Consider the following 15,412-nt stretch of genomic DNA (forward strand, 5'->3'; position numbering starts at 1 on the left):
CTGCGATATATTTTGATAAGCATTCGCATTAGTGTCGAGAACTATAACCAGTTCTGTTTTCCCTCGCAATAGCCATCGTCCGATTTGGTTAAGATTGAACGCTAAAATCCTTTAACCACAATATTGACTATCGTCTGCCATTCATATTATTGATGATAAAAGACAATTAAAACGCTCTATCAATCGATTGAGAAAATCAACCGCAGTTATACTGGACGAAGAGTCAATAAGGTGATGAGTAGGCTAGCAAGCGTCGATCCCAATACACACAGTAAAAAACATAACTTCGCCGTATGCTGGCGGGTGAAACGAACAATAAAAGGGGCTGAAATAAATAGCCCGAGACAAACCAAACGTATATCGAACCATGCAGACCACGATAATAAGGTGACCACGCCAATCACACTAATGAGCCAACGTGACGAAACCGCCACTTTCATCCCCATCCCAACTAAAAAAACCACCGTTGCTAACCACGCTAACATAAACACCACATATGATATTGATTCTCATTTAAACAATGTAGAGACTCCAAAGACCGAAAGCAATAGCCAGCCTAAAAAAAACCTTATCATTAACGTGGCATTAATTCATATCATCCAATAATAGGTTAAGTTAGCACCATCAATTCGGATTAGTTTATCTAATCATAAGTATAGAATTATATCGTGCTAGCTTCATCACTTTTTGATTGATTAACCGTATACTGATGACTAATATCACGCGCCGTAAACACTGGTTTGCTGGTTGTTTTTATTCATCCTTGATATCAATCCTCACGCTTTAATGTTGTTAGGTGGAGAACGTAATGTCGGCAACATTTCCATTAGTCAAATTGACTTTCTTGATCGCAATTTTAGCAGCAGTAGGTCAAATGACACAAACCATGTATGTCCCATCTATTGGTCATATGGCTGGAGAGTTTTTAGTTTCTCCATCAGCGCTACAAGCCGTGATGGCGTGTTATTTGATTCCCTATGGTCTATCACAGTTTGCTTATGGGCCACTGTCTGACCGCTTAGGCCGAAAACCGATCATCATTGTCGGATTGATTATTTATATTTTCGGGACTTTGATGGCATTATTCGCTCATCAGTACCACTGGTTTTTAGCTGGTAGCTTTATTCAAGGTCTTGGTATTGGCTGTGGTGGCGCGATGTGCCGTACACTCACCCGTGACTGTTTTACCGGCAGTAAACTTCATCAAGCCAACAGCTTGATCAGTATGTGTTTGATTTTCTCACCACTGATTGCGCCAGTATTGGGTGGCTACTTAACCGAAGCGTTTGGCTGGCGATCTAGCTATCTGTTTTTATCGCTATTTGCAATTGCAGTGCTGATTACAATGCTGACTAGCCTAGTCGAGACCTTACCGAAAGCGAACCGCAGAAAAGAACCTGTGATGCGCAGTTATCAGTTTGTGATGTCGGATCACCGCTTTCAAGGTTACTTAATCTGCTTAGTCGCGACCTTCGCTGGTTTAGCGGTCTTTGAAGCGGCTGCAGGCGTATTATTGGGTGGCGTCTTAGCTCTGCCAGCGACGACCGTTAGCTTATTGTTTGTCACGCCCATTCCGGGTTACTTAGCTGGTGCTTGGTTATCTAGCGTCGTCGCGCAAAAATACAGTGAAAAACAAGCGTTGCGTGTCGGTCTAATGGCGATTTTTTGTGGCTCAATGATTGTCCTTATCCCTGGTCTATTTGACCAAACGACCGCATTAACACTCATTGGTGGCGCAACGGTGTATTTTCTCGGTGCGGGCATTTTGTTCCCAGCGGCGACAACCGGAGCGCTCAATCCGCTGCCTTACCATGCTGGTACTGGTGGTGCGATATTAGGCGGAATGCAAAACTTAGGCGCGGGCTTAGCCACGCTAACCGCCTCTTTGTTTCCTACGACTAACCAGCTTCCTCTGGGGATCATTATGTTATTGATGTCCATGCTGGCGATACTGGGTTTAAAGCGAGTCTACAAGCCGCAAGACCCATCACAGTCAATGCCACTACCAATTTGATATGACCATGTTCTTTCGATTTGAGGTTGTTTGAGTATAACCTCAAACAAACCAGGGGCGTAATCAATACGCCCCTGCTGCTTTGTGATTAATTTTTCAGGATTAAAAAGGGATTTCAAGCTGTAAAAACCAATCGGTTTGCGACATTTCATGCCAACGATAGTCGAGGCGTAAACGAGGTAAACCGTTTCTCTTATCGCCATAAGCCAAGCTAAGCGCGACACCGTGATTTTTTAACCATTCTTCTAAAGTCATTTCCGCTTCTTGCTCAGCAAGCTCATCCGGCATCCAGACACTGACGCCAAAATAACCTTGCTGATAATTAGAACTGACTATCGGGTCAGCCTTGATAACACCATCAGCAACCCAGCCCGTCCAGTAGTCATCCGCTTTCTCTGATCGATTCACCGACAAAGTCAACCCGGTATAATTAGCTTCTCGCCATTCATCACATACCGTTTGATGACTCAAAATAACCGAACGGATTGATAAAGATGGCTCAACACCATCATAAGGCGAACAGTCCATTACCGAACTGGATAACATCAACCATCCCCACACTATCGGCTGCATCATTTGGCGATGATTCTTTGGGTATTTTGCATAGGATTAGCGATAAACCTGAAGTTGTTCAAGAAGAGCGGCAACACTCGGAGTGGTTAGGCCTTGGATATTTTCCTTCGCGGCGATAGCCTGACGAATATCGGTACTACGAATGTTCACTTTTTCTGGGCAGACCATCACCGACCAATGCCGCACAATCTCTTCTGCTCGATAAAACTCGTGGAAACGAAAGAAGTTATCTGGACCAATCACAAATGTCAGTTCAGCATCAGGCAATTGGCTCTGTAAATGCGTCAACAGAGCATAAGTTGTCACACTCTGATCTGGTTGCCACAACGCTTGCTCTATCGCCAACAACTCGATATGGCTGGTAGCCAAGTCTTTAATAAAAGCGTCGACTAAACGACAGCGTAATGCGTAGTCCAGCATGGTTTTACCCCAAGCATGGCTAATGCTGGGGATTAATAATACGCGATCAAAATGGCTCAACGACTCAAGAACATGTTTATGCCCTAGTGACGGTGGATTAAACGCACTACCAAAGACGGCCACTTTTTGCATCGTTTCCTCAATTCAAGACTCAGCCCGTATTCACGGTTTTCTAATTTCATGTTTGCGGTATGATATACCTAAGTCACCTCATTATGCGAGCCTTAGCCACCTCGGTTTAGCAAGCCAGAAAGGAAATCTTATGGAACACATCATTCGACAAGAAATGCGCGTACAACCTAGCATTGATCCTCACTTTGAAATTGAACGACGCGTCACATTTATTAAACGCAAACTTTTAACGTCTGGCTGTCAATCGTTAGTCCTTGGGATCAGTGGCGGTGTCGATTCAACCACGTGTGGCCGCCTTGCACAGCTCGCCGTTGATCAACTCAATCAAGAACAACAAACGCAAACTTACCAATTTATTGCTGTTCGCCTACCTTATGGTGAACAAAAAGATGAGCAAGAAGCTCAGTTAGCTTTATCGTTTATTCAACCCACTCATGCGGTCTCGGTCAACATTAAAGCGGGCGTCGATGGTTTACATGCAGCTTCGCATCAAGCACTCGCCAACACTGGCTTATTGCCTAATGATCAAGCCAAAGTCGATTTTGTCAAAGGCAATGTCAAAGCGCGAGCACGTATGATTGCCCAATATGAAATCGCTGGCTATGTTGGTGGCTTGGTGCTGGGTACCGACCATTCTGCGGAAAATATTACTGGCTTTTACACCAAATATGGTGATGGTGCCTGTGATTTAGCGCCACTGTTTGGTCTCAATAAACGCCAAGTGCGCTTACTGGCCGCCACACTGGGCGCACCTGAAGTCTTAGTTAACAAAGTCCCTACGGCTGATTTAGAAGAGCTAGCTCCACAAAAAGCCGATGAAGACGCGCTTAATCTCACTTATCAACAAATTGATGATTTTTTAGAAGGTAAACCAGTCCCTAGCTATGTGGCTGAACGTTTGATTCATATCTATCAAGTCACTCAACATAAACGACAGCCGATCCCAACCATTTATGACGAATCATTGTAACCAGCGTGGTGCATGATTCGGATTCGCCTTCCGTTGCCTAAAAACAGCCGAGCATCCGCTCGGCTTTTTCTTGCTTTCAGCGTTAAAAACTACACTTTGGCTACATTAACACCTTAAAAAATTAACTCTTTCGGATTTTAATGGGACAAAGATCACAATAAGTCACTTCCATTTTTAAAATGTAAATATGTGTGAACTTCACTTCATACTTTTTGTGGATGAAATCAGAAAATACGCTGGTTAATCCGTTAATTACGCCAAGATATTCAACTTATTGAGCAGTGAATCGTCTCAGTCACAGAATATTCACCCGACTCACTTAAACAGCAAGATAGAGATGAAATACCGAGCATTTCTAGACACGCTATCCGAGTGAATTGGGATACCCAATTTTAATGATAAGGTCAGGTTAGTATGTTGTATTTGGAATTCTTATTCCTATTAATAGTGTTATACATTGGTTCCCGTTATGGTGGGATAGGCCTTGGTGTTGTCTCAGGTATTGGCTTGGTGGTGGAAGTCTTTATTTTTAAAATGCCGCCGACCTCCCCTCCGGTAACGGTCATGTTGATCATTTTAGCCGTGGTCACTTGTGCGTCGATCTTAGAAGCGGCGGGTGGCTTAAAATACATGCTGCAAGTTGCTGAGAAATTGTTACGCCGTAACCCAAAACAAGTCACTATGATTGCTCCTTTAGTGACCTACACCATGACTTTTCTGCTTGGAACGGGTCATGCGGTTTACTCGATTATGCCGATCATTGGCGATGTCGCATTAAAAAATGGTATTCGTCCCGAGCGTCCGATGGCCGCCGCTTCCGTTGCTTCACAAATCGCCATTACGGCTTCGCCCATTTCTGCCGCTGTTGTTTACTATCTTGCAGAGCTATCGACGATTAATCACAACATCACGCTCTTATCTATTTTGATGGTATCGGTACCTGCGACGTTATTTGGAACCGTGTTGATGTCGCTCTACAGCATGCGTAGAGGTAAAGAGCTCGAGCAAGATCAGGACTATCAAGAACGGCTAAAAGATCCCATCTTCAAAGAGAAAATTCTTAGCACAACCGCCACATCATTAGATGAAGTCCTCCCAGCCGCGGCAAAGAATTCTGTCATGCTCTTTATTCTCTCAATTGTGATCATTGTTTTGATCGCCATGTTCCCTGAAGTCAGAATGATTTCGGGTAATAAGGCGATTGATATGGCGACCGTGATTCAAATGATGATGCTTTGTTTCGGCGGTATTATTTTATTGGTCGCTAAAGTTAATCCAAAAACGGTTCCAGAAGGCGTAGTTTTCAAATCGGGGATGGTGGCTGCAATTGCCATTTTTGGTATTGCTTGGATGTCGGACACCTATTTTCAATATGCGATGCCACAATTTCGCTCAGGGATCATTGATATGGTGAACGCCTATCCTTGGACCTTTGCACTAGCATTATTTATTGTGTCGGTTGTGGTGAACTCACAAGCGGTCGTTGCGAAGATGATGCTACCGGTCGGTGTAGCACTGGGGCTCGAACCTGCGTTATTGATCGGGTTAATGCCTGCGCTGTACGGTTACTTCTTTATTCCGAACTACCCTTCTGATATCGCTACCGTGAACTTTGATATGACAGGAACAACCAAGATCGGCAAATGGTATTTTAACCACTCATTTATGGCTCCCGGTTTAGTGGGCGTGATCAGTGCGTGTTGTGTCGGCTATGTGCTCGGACAAATTGTGATTGGTTAATCACTAATCCACTCAGCTGATAATAACCAGCCGCATCGTTTACGCTCGATGCGGCTGGTTTCTCATTCAGCAAGGTTAATCGATTTAACTTACGGCACATTGTGACCTTTGGATGCCACCCAAACTCGATACCATTGTTCGCGAGTTAACGTCAGCGATAATGCCTCAACCGCAGCTTGTGTACGCTGGATATTGCCGGAACCAAGGATCACCACTGGGTTAGAAGGTAAGCAACGTACCCAAGCATACACCACTTGATCGATACTCTGTGCGCCAATCTCTTCGCGTATTTCTTCAAGCACCTGACGTACTCGGGCAATTTGCTCACTCTGTCCATTAAACAGTTGACCACCGGCTAAACATGACCACGCCATCGGTCTGGTTCGTAAACGTTGTAATTGATCCAAAGTGCCATCATGCGCAACTTGAATATTCAGCGGATTAATCTCAACTTGATTAGTAATCAAAGGCTTAGATAAGCGTGATTGTAACAAATCAAATTGAGCTGGGCTAAAGTTCGATACGCCAAAATGTTTGACCTTGCCAACTTTATGTAAGTCAGAGAACACTTCGGCTACCTCATCGGCGTTCATTAATACATCTGGTCGGTGAAGTAATAACACATCAATTTCATTAACGCCGAGACGTTGTAATGAATGATTGACCGACTGATAGAGGTGCGCTGAACTGGTATCATAGTGGTTGATCTTTTGCGAAGGATAACTATCACCACATAATTTAATGTCGCATTTAGTAATGATTTGCAGTTGGTCACGTAAAGCTGGTTCAAGAGCCAAGGCCTCACCAAATAAACGTTCACATTGATAATTACCATAGATATCAGCATGATCAACGGTACTGATACCTAATTCAAGATGCTGCTTAATGAATGTTAAACGAGATTGCGGCGTCATGTTCCATTCCCCAAGACGCCAGTATCCTTGCACTAGCTCAGAAAATTCTGGACCTTGGGAAGCCATCGTAACTTTCTCAATCATTGTTTCTACTCCTTTACCTTGCTCTCTATTTAATTTTATAGACGAAACTTGCTACGCTACTTCCGATAAGCGATCGGTTAAATTTAATCATTCGATCCCACGGCCAGCCAACGCACTTCAATATCCTTACCATCGGTCAATAACTCAACTTGTCGTCCAGACATCGACCACTGCTGCCGCTTAGGAAAACGATGAGCATGATGGTTAAGAAATAAGATTAACTGGCGATCAACGTCAGAGCTGGTTTTATCGTTCCGTTGATCATCAACGGAAAAAATAGCCTCAGCGATCTGGACGCGATCAACTTGAAAGCCATCTCGGCGCAGCGCTAATTGCAATTGACTCCAGTCATGAGCCGAATAGGTCAGATGTAAGACTAACATGACTGGCTGTTCGTTCATAAAACGGATGCTTGCCCAAACTAATGTTGAGTAATAATAAAATTCATCACTGCACCATCGTAGCTGATCACTCTCCTCAGCGCACTCTAACCACTGGTGACTTTCTTGCCATTCAGACAAGCTCGGTAGAGCGTGATTGGGGTTGAGAAACGGTAACAAAAAATCTTCATGTACGGCTTGAGCAGGTAGGCTAAATAAACCAAACCATAATAGCCATTTACCCATCGTATGTTTCCTCGGCCAGCTCTAGTACAAAAGTACAAACGAAAGAGAGCATACCTCTCTTTTCAAAACCACATCATGCCGATTCTTAATCTCAGCAACAAGCGCCTTAGACTCTACGCCCCCAAAGGCCAAGCAGTGAACTGCATCAAACTTTTAGGGCGTAGTCAGCAAGAATGATGTCAAGCGATACCCGACCACTTATGGTTAAGGATGAAATTCGGTTTACTCTCTTCCTCGTCTTTCTACCTCTGGCTACGACAGCGGTGAATTGCCATTGGCAGGGGATATCATCATTCAAGGAATAAAAAGAATGAAACTGCACACGCTAACCTACGCAATGATGCTAGCCGCACCAGCGGTACTGGCCTCACCCAATATCACCATTTCGACTACCACCAATAGTCGAGATTTCCCACTCAGCGCGACAACGCCGTTAGTCATACCGTTAGCCAAGGATAACTACACGCTAAAAATCAGTGGTATTGAGGGCGACTGTCACGCTGACAGTGAACAAGCCGTTCGTTTTAATACTCCCATCAAGCTTAACTGTGGTGCCGTGACAGAATTACCACTGAATATCCGCTTTACTGGTGATTATGCGTTCAGTTTTGATGACCAACATAAAACCCTTGCCTTTGTTCGTCAGCCAACCACAGCGAAACAAACCGAATTTCAACGCCCGCTACCTTCGGTCGTTTGTGAGCAATATCAAGGTGGAGAGGTTACCTTGACCTTAGCCGATAGTTTTGCTGAAGGCACTGAATTAAAAGACGCGATGAGCGGTCAAATCGTTACGGTCAACAACGGGCAGGTCTCTTTAACACCCTCCCCAACCAGTGGCGGGCTTATTCTGCTTGCTCCGCTAAAGAGTGAGCCACAGCCTTTCACTTACCGTAATGCCAATATCTATTTTGTTATGGTTGACCGTTTTTATAACGGTGATCCGAGTAACGATCACCGTTATGGCCGTAAAAAAGATGGCCAACAAGAAATTGGTACCTTTCATGGCGGCGATCTCAAAGGGGTAATTAAAAAGCTCGATCACATTAAAAGCCTTGGCACCGATGCGATTTGGCTATCTCCGATCGTAGAGCAAGTACATGGCTTTATTGGTGGAGGAGACAGTGGCTCCTTTCCTTTTTATGCCTATCACGGTTATTGGACGCGAGATTTCACCAAAATCGACGAAAACTTCGGCACCGATGAAGATCTCGCCACCTTAGTGGCAGAAGCCCATAAGCGAGGCATAAGAGTCCTACTCGATGCGGTACTCAACCATACTGGCTACGCGACTTTAGCGGATTTGCAGTTCGATAGCATTGACGTTGTCAAATCTAGCACTCTGCCTGAAAAATGGAGCGATTGGACGCCAAAAACTGGCGAAACGTGGCACAGTTTTCATCAATATATTGATTATCAAAACTCAAATTGGCAGCAATGGTGGGGTAAAGATTGGGTACGTGCCGGGCTGCCGGGTTATCCAGCGCCGGGCTCAAGCGATTTAACCTTAACGTTAGCGGGATTGCCTGATTTTCTCACTGAAGCTGACGTGCCTGTCACGCCGCCTCAATGGCTAATCAATAATCCGGGAACACGAGTCCAAGCACGCGACAATTATACCGTCACTGATTATCTGATTGAGTGGCAAACCGATTGGGTAAAACGTTTTGGTATTGATGGCTATCGAATTGATACCGTTAAACATGTCGAAGGGGAAGTATGGCAACGCCTGAAATCAACCGCTAGCCAACGCCTTGATGAATGGCGCGCCAAACAGGGCAAACAAGGTGAACCGTTCTGGATGATGGGCGAAGTTTGGGCGCACAGTGCTTATCGTAGCCCATATTTTGATGATGGTTTCGATGCGCTGATCAACTTCGATTTACAAAAAAGAATGGACCGCGGCGCCGCTTGTTTAAGCACCATGGAGGATGTGTACCAAGCCTATTCGCAAACCCTCGCCAAACATGCTGATTTTAATCCGGTCAGTTACATGTCATCTCATGACACGGAACTATTTTTTGGGCGCTTTAAATCACTTGAGATGCAGCGTAATGCCGCGAATGTTCTGCTGCTCACTCCAGGAGCAATCCAAGTTTACTATGGTGATGAAGTCGCTCGCGAAGTCGGTCCTTATGCGGATGATTTTCATCAAGGGACTCGCTCTTCAATGAACTGGCAGTGGGATAACGATCGCGCAGCCTTACTGCAACACTGGCAAACCTTAGGCCAATTTCGCCAAAATAACCCTGCAATTGGTGCAGGAGTTCATCAACCAATCCCACAAGACAATGCTTACGTCTTTTCACGTACGTTAGACAATAATCGCGTCGTCGTCGCCTTTGTCGGCCAATAGCTCTGTTTTTAAAACCCACCAAGCTGCTGTTTAGTCTCTAATAAACAGCAGCTTAAACTGCTTTTTTCTGGTCATTTCAAACAAAATCTTAGCCTAACGCTCAATCTCCTACTGGTACAACCACAAAATTTCTATAAGACATTGATGAAATGTACTTTTATAATCCGCCCCTCACACTAATAAAACCAAACATTTGACATTATTAAAACAAATTTTTAACATTAGTTTTTTGATGTTACAGACCTGAACGGCCTGAAGTTTCAGCTAGGTACCCCGTAAGTAAAACCTGATGAACATAAATACACCGTTTGATTATGGTGAACGCATCGAAGCCTACACCGCTGCAACTTCAAGTAAAAAGGGCTGCAATAATACTATGCCGACTAAATAAGAAGTGGCTAATCATCGGTCAAATGGTTGATTCACCCGCACACTAGCTTAGACGAGTGAATCAACCACTTCACCTCAATTGACGCTACCGCACCTTATTTTGGGCGATAATACAGACTTAGGAACACGAGAATGAAAACCTTTCCCCGAACTCTGGTTGCACTTACCGTTATAGCCAGCAGCTCAGTATACAGCGCTGGCTTTCAAGTTGCCGAGCATTCCGCCTCCGGTCTTGGCCGAGCTTTTTCTGGTGAAGGCGCGGTGGCAGATAACGCCAGTGTGCTAGCTCGCAACCCTGCGGCAATGACTCGTTTTGAACGTGCGCAATTTTCTGGCGCCCTGAGTATCATCGATCCTGAAGTTGATGTTTATGATCTGAGCAATCAACAAAAAATGTCGGATATCGCTCCTCTCCAAGTGGTTCCAGCGGCTTATTATTTAAGCCCAATTAATGAACAGTGGAGCTGGGGAATCGGCCTTTTCACTACCTATGGTGTAGCAACCGATTACCCAACCGACATTTATGCTGGTGACATGGCAGGCGACACTGCGTTGATTTCGGTTAACCTCAACCCGAGCCTAGCGTACAAAGTCAATCAACATCTTAGTTTGGGCGCTGGGATTAATCTTGTTTATGCCCATGCAGAGCTCAATCGTCACCAAGGTGGCTTAGCGCCCACTTTAGGTGGTCAACAAAGTGATAAGCTGATCTCTATGGAAGGCGATACCTTAGGTTATGGCTGGAATATTGGCGCACTTTACTCAGTGAATGAAAACCACCGCTTTGGGTTTTCCTACCGCTCACAGGTCAAACTCGATTTCGATGATGGTACCTTTTCTAGCTATAACTCTGGCGCAGCTAGCAAGCCCGAAGTCGTCGGCCGCTTAAAACTTGATCTACCAGAAATTTGGGAAATATCCGCCTTTCATCAACTCAATGACCAATGGGCGATTCACTATGGCTATCAACGCACCGGATGGCGTTCATTCAAAGAGCTCAAAGCGACTTCAGCAGAGTGTAAAGACGGTGTCTGCTTCCAAAAACCAGAAGACTATAAAGACAACGGCCGCTGGTCCCTTGGCACCACCTATCGCCTTAATCATGATTGGACACTGCGCGCTGGTTTAGCATTTGATGAACAAGCGGGTAAAGCCACCTTGAGCATTCCAGATAGTGACCGCTACTGGTATTCAGCCGGTTTTACTTACACCTTGAATGATGCCATGACCCTAGATGCGGGCTTTGCATTAGTAAGAAGCAAGGAAGGTAACTTCACCGAAACCAACGCCGCAGGCCAAAGCTTGAATTTCAACACCAAAGCCAATGCCTATATCAGTGCCATCCAGCTCAATTACCAGTTCTAAATAGGTTAAGAAACCCATGAAAAAACTACTTAAAATTTCCCTACTCTGCTCGGCTCTATGGTTAGCGGGATGCGGCGATGACACGCAAAGCTCTGGCGCACCGACCATTAGCTATGAGCCACATATTGCAAAGGCATTAACTCGCGAAACACAGATTAAATTTCAGTTGAGCGGCGCGAACCCTTCGGTGCCGCTACCCTCCTATACGTTGATGAACCCGCAAGATGGTACTTTAAACTTACCCACGGATGGTGACAACTCGCCCAGTAATCCACGGGTTGCCATGAATCAGCTCGATGGCTGGTCAACCACTATGCCACTGTATCTGGATTTTACTGGCGGCAATTTGGCTACTGGCGCCATCACAGACGGTGTTTATCTAGTTGAACTGACAGATTCGATGACTGGTAATCCACAACCGAAAGCTAATGTTGACTTTGTCGCCTTTAGCGATGCCGCGACCAGTAAGATCGCCATTTACCCAACTAAGCCATTAAACCCAGCGAGCAACTATATTTTAGCCATCACCAGTGATGTTAAAGACGCACAAGGCGAGCCAATCGGCACCTCGAGTAGCTATGCGACCCTTAAATCTAAGCAGCGCATTTATAGCCAAGGACAATTGGCACAGCTGCAGAAAATCACCCATGGCACGGAAGCCCTGTTTAGCGCGACGGGTGTTAATGCAGAACAGATCGTATACAGCACTTGGTTTAGCACCCAATCGGTCGGTGAAACCTTAAGCGCTGTAGCTGCCGCAACGGCCTACGGCGCGGGGCAAGAAAACCCATTAGCGGTTTGGCAGCAAACATTTGTCCATCAAAATGATGCTTATCAAATGACCTTTGAAGATCCCAAGCCTTTTGCTGAAGCGCTTAACGCAGATAAGGCTTTTGAACAATATATCAAGGCTCCCAAGAACCTACTCATTGCAGCTTATGATCAGTCCGTCACTGATACCGGTCAATCGGTTAACGTCACTCATGGCGCGGTGACTCTGCCTTACTACCTTGAAACCGGCGCAAATTGGAACACACAAGCGTTTAGCGCCGCTTCCCCCAGCCTAGCGAAAATCTCAGCAGCGTTAAAAGACCCTGTTGAGCAGGCTCATCTTACCGCGCAATTGATCGGCGCTGGTATTGATCTTACCGAGCTTGCAACCAGTCAAGAACAGCAGATGAAATTAGTCGGTCTTGAGCTCACGAAAACCGATGGCAGCCGATTAGACAGCGAGCGTTTGATCACCCGCTATTCACCGCTGCCCAGCATTAAATCACTGCAAACCGTGCCGTTTTTACTTTTTACTCCCAAAACGGGCGAAGTTAAAAATGTGGTCATTTATCAGCACGGCATTACCTCAGCCAAAGAAAATGCCTACGCGTTTGCGTTTCGCCTTGCTCAAGCGGGTTTAGCGGTGATTGCGATTGATATGCCACTGCACGGAGAGCGCAGTTTAGACGAACAGCGCTCAGCCAATACCAATGTGCTGGCCTATTTAAATTTAGTTAACTTACCCGTGGCCCGTGATAACGTGCGTCAAAGTATTTTGGACGTGCTGGCGCTGCGCGCTGCGCGCTGCGCTAACCCTGTCACAATCATCTTTCATCGGCTCGCCCCTTGAGAACGTCAATATTGCAACAGGCTCACAGATTAAACTGCTCGGTCATTCATTAGGTGGTATTGTCGGGCTGTCCGCACTGGCAGCCAGTGAGCAAGATTTAGGTAATCCTCAAGCGAATGCTCTCTATCACTTTAGCGCCGCAGCGATCCATAACTCTGGTGGTCGTATCGCGCCACTTCTGTTTGGTTCTGATGCTTTTGCACCGCAGATCAAACATAACTTAGCGCTGACTTCTGCTCAGTATAAGGCGTTTGCAGACACATACTGCATTGGGCAAACTGACTCCGCGTGTTACGGTATCTTTGAACAAAATGCAACTGAACTACAAAAAGCGCAATTAAACGCACTGTTTGCTCAGTTTAGCTTTGCCGCTCAATCGGTGCTCGACAGCATAGATCCAATGGCGAATTTAGCTTCGGGCATTACAACGCCGTTATTGCTGACTCAAGTTCACAATGACGATACAGTGCCGAATGTCACCAAAGAAGCAGGTATACTGCCATTTGCTGGCACAGAGCCAGTGGCGAGCTTACTTGGATTAACGACGATCAATCGCACGACACCAACCGTGAATGGGCAAAGCAGCGTCTTTATTGAGTATAATACCACGGCTAAGCATTCAACCTTTATTGCCCCACAGAATGATGATGGGTCTGATGCTCTTCACCATGGTCAAATGCAAGCACAAACCATTGATTTTTTAATTGATAACCAATTGAATGGGGCGATTCCAGAAACCGTATTGCATTAATTAACCAAACCGCAAAGCGGTAAAATAGAAAACAATAAAGGCAGGATTTCCTGCCTTTATTGTTGCTGAGCGTTATCAAGTCAATTTTTTAGAACTTATAACCGCCAGAGATCATAAATACCCAAGGATTAATTTTCACGTCAGTGGATTGGGCATCAACACCCGCTTTATATTTTGCTGTGGTTTCAATATTGGCGTACCAAACTGATGCGTTAAAGAACCAGTTATCATCGAGCATATAGTCGACACCAACATTGGCCGCTAGACCCCAAGAATCATCCAGTTTTAAATCACTAAGCCCGGCTGTTTTTCCAGTATCATTAAATTTTTCATCAAAGAAATTGGTGTAGTTAACACCAGCGCCAACATAAGGACGCCATGTGCTGCCCGCTTCACCAAAATAGTACTGGACCATCACCGTCGGTGGTAAATGCTTAGTTTTACCGATATCCCCTAAACCGCTAAGATCGGTCGAGATCTTATGCGAGAAAGGCGTTGCGGCTAATAACTCAATACTGAAATTATCCGTCAACATATAGCCGAGCGTTAAGCCCAGCTGAGTATTACTGTTCACCGACAGTTCATTTTGCGAACCAAGAATTTTATCACTGCTATCGTTAGGTACCACGCTAGCGATACCCGCACGCACCAAAATATCCCCTTGCTGATGAGCAAGCACTGAAGTTGAAGCTAAAGCGGTAAGGACAGCTAATCCACAGACTGTTTTTTTCATGCTACTTTCCTTTTGTTGGGCTAATTATTCTTTTTGTTGGCGCGCACAGTAGCATATAAAAACCACACTATTTTGATGGAAATCAATTTGTGAATTTTTTTGGTTAAAAAGATGAAAATCTGTAAACTTTGTCACAATAAATACTCAAGCAACACAATCATCTAATGCAAACTAGGCGTGCCACACAAAAAGCAAGCTAACCGTAAGCGCATTCAGCGATGTTGATTGAGTCAGTCATCATGAGTATGGAAACAATAGACTTGGCTCGAAAGACGCTGGCGCATCGTGGCAGCTTCAGTAGAAAAGAACAGTTCACTACAACACTAGGTACGGTAAAGTACTTTTATTACATGCCAACCAAACTTGGTTTTTACTAATTGCGGCGTCAAAATTTCACCTTGAAAGCACGCTTTATCAAAGGCAGGAACCATTTGTCCTTGGCGAAACTCGCCTAAATCACCACCACGCTTACCCGATGGGCAAAGTGAATGCTTTTTGGCTAAGGTTTGAAACTTAGCGCCTTTTTTTAACTGCTGTAGTAATTCATCAGCTTGCTCTTTGTGCTTGACTAAAATGTGTAATGCAGCGGCTGTTTTCGCCATAGGGAAATACTCGATCTAATAACAAAGCTGCTTATTTTAACCAAAGCCGTAACCTAATGCATCTTTTCGATATTCATCGCTCGTCAAGAAGCTTTAACTGCTAAAAATAGCTCAATAGCGT

General features: G+C 45.0%; 12 protein-coding genes and 1 pseudogene. 6 read left to right on the forward strand and 7 right to left on the reverse strand.

The genetic code is table 11. The annotated features are described in order from the left end of the window. Positions 1 to 206 precede the first annotated feature (206 nt). A complete protein-coding gene (locus tag FKQ60_RS04645) occupies positions 207 to 485 on the reverse strand; it encodes a hypothetical protein (protein WP_170904376.1) in 279 nt (92 codons plus the stop codon). Between the two features lie 323 nt (positions 486 to 808). On the opposite strand from FKQ60_RS04645, the gene emrD reads away from it, so the two are divergent. Further along, entirely contained in the window at positions 809 to 2,014 is a 1,206-nt protein-coding gene (emrD, locus tag FKQ60_RS04650) for a multidrug efflux MFS transporter EmrD (RefSeq protein WP_161425163.1), read from the forward strand. 102 nt (positions 2,015 to 2,116) lie between these two features. On the opposite strand, the gene FKQ60_RS04655 is transcribed toward emrD, so the two are convergent. Both FKQ60_RS04655 and FKQ60_RS04660 read right to left on the reverse strand, forming a co-directional pair. Then, positions 2,117 to 2,590, reverse strand: coding sequence for a hypothetical protein (locus tag FKQ60_RS04655; protein WP_170906093.1), 474 nt, complete (start codon positions 2,588 to 2,590; stop codon positions 2,117 to 2,119). Positions 2,591 to 2,623: 33 nt separating this feature from the next. Next, positions 2,624 to 3,139, reverse strand: coding sequence for a nicotinate-nicotinamide nucleotide adenylyltransferase (locus tag FKQ60_RS04660; RefSeq protein ID WP_170906094.1), 516 nt, complete (start codon positions 3,137 to 3,139; stop codon positions 2,624 to 2,626). A gap of 130 nt (positions 3,140 to 3,269) precedes the next feature. Between FKQ60_RS04660 and nadE the strand changes: the two genes are divergently transcribed. Together nadE and FKQ60_RS04670 are read left to right on the forward strand one after the other, a co-directional pair. Then, positions 3,270 to 4,109, forward strand: coding sequence for an ammonia-dependent NAD(+) synthetase (gene nadE / locus FKQ60_RS04665; protein ID WP_170906095.1), 840 nt, complete (start codon positions 3,270 to 3,272; stop codon positions 4,107 to 4,109). Positions 4,110 to 4,523: 414 nt separating this feature from the next. Continuing rightward, complete coding sequence (locus FKQ60_RS04670) at positions 4,524 to 5,849, forward strand: anaerobic C4-dicarboxylate transporter (RefSeq protein ID WP_004397015.1); 1,326 nt, start codon at positions 4,524 to 4,526, stop codon at positions 5,847 to 5,849. 89 nt (positions 5,850 to 5,938) lie between these two features. Here the strand turns inward: FKQ60_RS04670 and FKQ60_RS04675 are convergent, their stop codons facing one another. Together FKQ60_RS04675 and FKQ60_RS04680 are read right to left on the reverse strand one after the other, a co-directional pair. Beyond that, positions 5,939 to 6,847 (reverse strand): aldo/keto reductase family oxidoreductase, encoded by a 909-nt coding sequence (locus FKQ60_RS04675; protein ID WP_004397014.1) that lies wholly within the window; start codon positions 6,845 to 6,847, stop codon positions 5,939 to 5,941. An 83-nt stretch (positions 6,848 to 6,930) separates the two neighbouring features. Beyond that, a complete protein-coding gene (locus FKQ60_RS04680) occupies positions 6,931 to 7,473 on the reverse strand; it encodes a hypothetical protein (RefSeq protein WP_170904379.1) in 543 nt (180 codons plus the stop codon). Between the two features lie 310 nt (positions 7,474 to 7,783). Between FKQ60_RS04680 and FKQ60_RS04685 the strand changes: the two genes are divergently transcribed. The 3 genes and pseudogenes from FKQ60_RS04685 to FKQ60_RS04695 all read left to right on the forward strand — a co-directional run bounded on the left by FKQ60_RS04685 (position 7,784) and on the right by FKQ60_RS04695 (position 13,956). Then, positions 7,784 to 9,829 (forward strand): alpha-amylase, encoded by a 2,046-nt coding sequence (locus tag FKQ60_RS04685; RefSeq protein WP_170904380.1) that lies wholly within the window; start codon positions 7,784 to 7,786, stop codon positions 9,827 to 9,829. Positions 9,830 to 10,351: 522 nt separating this feature from the next. Beyond that, on the forward strand, positions 10,352 to 11,584 hold the full coding sequence (locus FKQ60_RS04690) for an outer membrane protein transport protein (protein ID WP_170904381.1): 1,233 nt from the start codon (positions 10,352 to 10,354) through the stop codon (positions 11,582 to 11,584). 16 nt (positions 11,585 to 11,600) lie between these two features. Continuing rightward, positions 11,601 to 13,956: pseudogene (locus FKQ60_RS04695) on the forward strand (VolA/Pla-1 family phospholipase). Between the two features lie 88 nt (positions 13,957 to 14,044). Here the strand turns inward: FKQ60_RS04695 and ompW are convergent. Together ompW and ppiC are read right to left on the reverse strand one after the other, a co-directional pair. Next, positions 14,045 to 14,689 (reverse strand): outer membrane protein OmpW, encoded by a 645-nt coding sequence (gene ompW, locus FKQ60_RS04700; RefSeq protein ID WP_170904382.1) that lies wholly within the window; start codon positions 14,687 to 14,689, stop codon positions 14,045 to 14,047. Between the two features lie 323 nt (positions 14,690 to 15,012). After that, a complete protein-coding gene (gene ppiC, locus FKQ60_RS04705; protein WP_072671031.1) occupies positions 15,013 to 15,291 on the reverse strand; it encodes a peptidylprolyl isomerase PpiC in 279 nt (92 codons plus the stop codon). Positions 15,292 to 15,412: the final 121 nt, after the last annotated feature.

The organism is Vibrio sp. A11, from assembly GCF_013048705.1.
GTDB lineage: Bacteria > Pseudomonadota > Gammaproteobacteria > Enterobacterales > Vibrionaceae > Vibrio > Vibrio metschnikovii.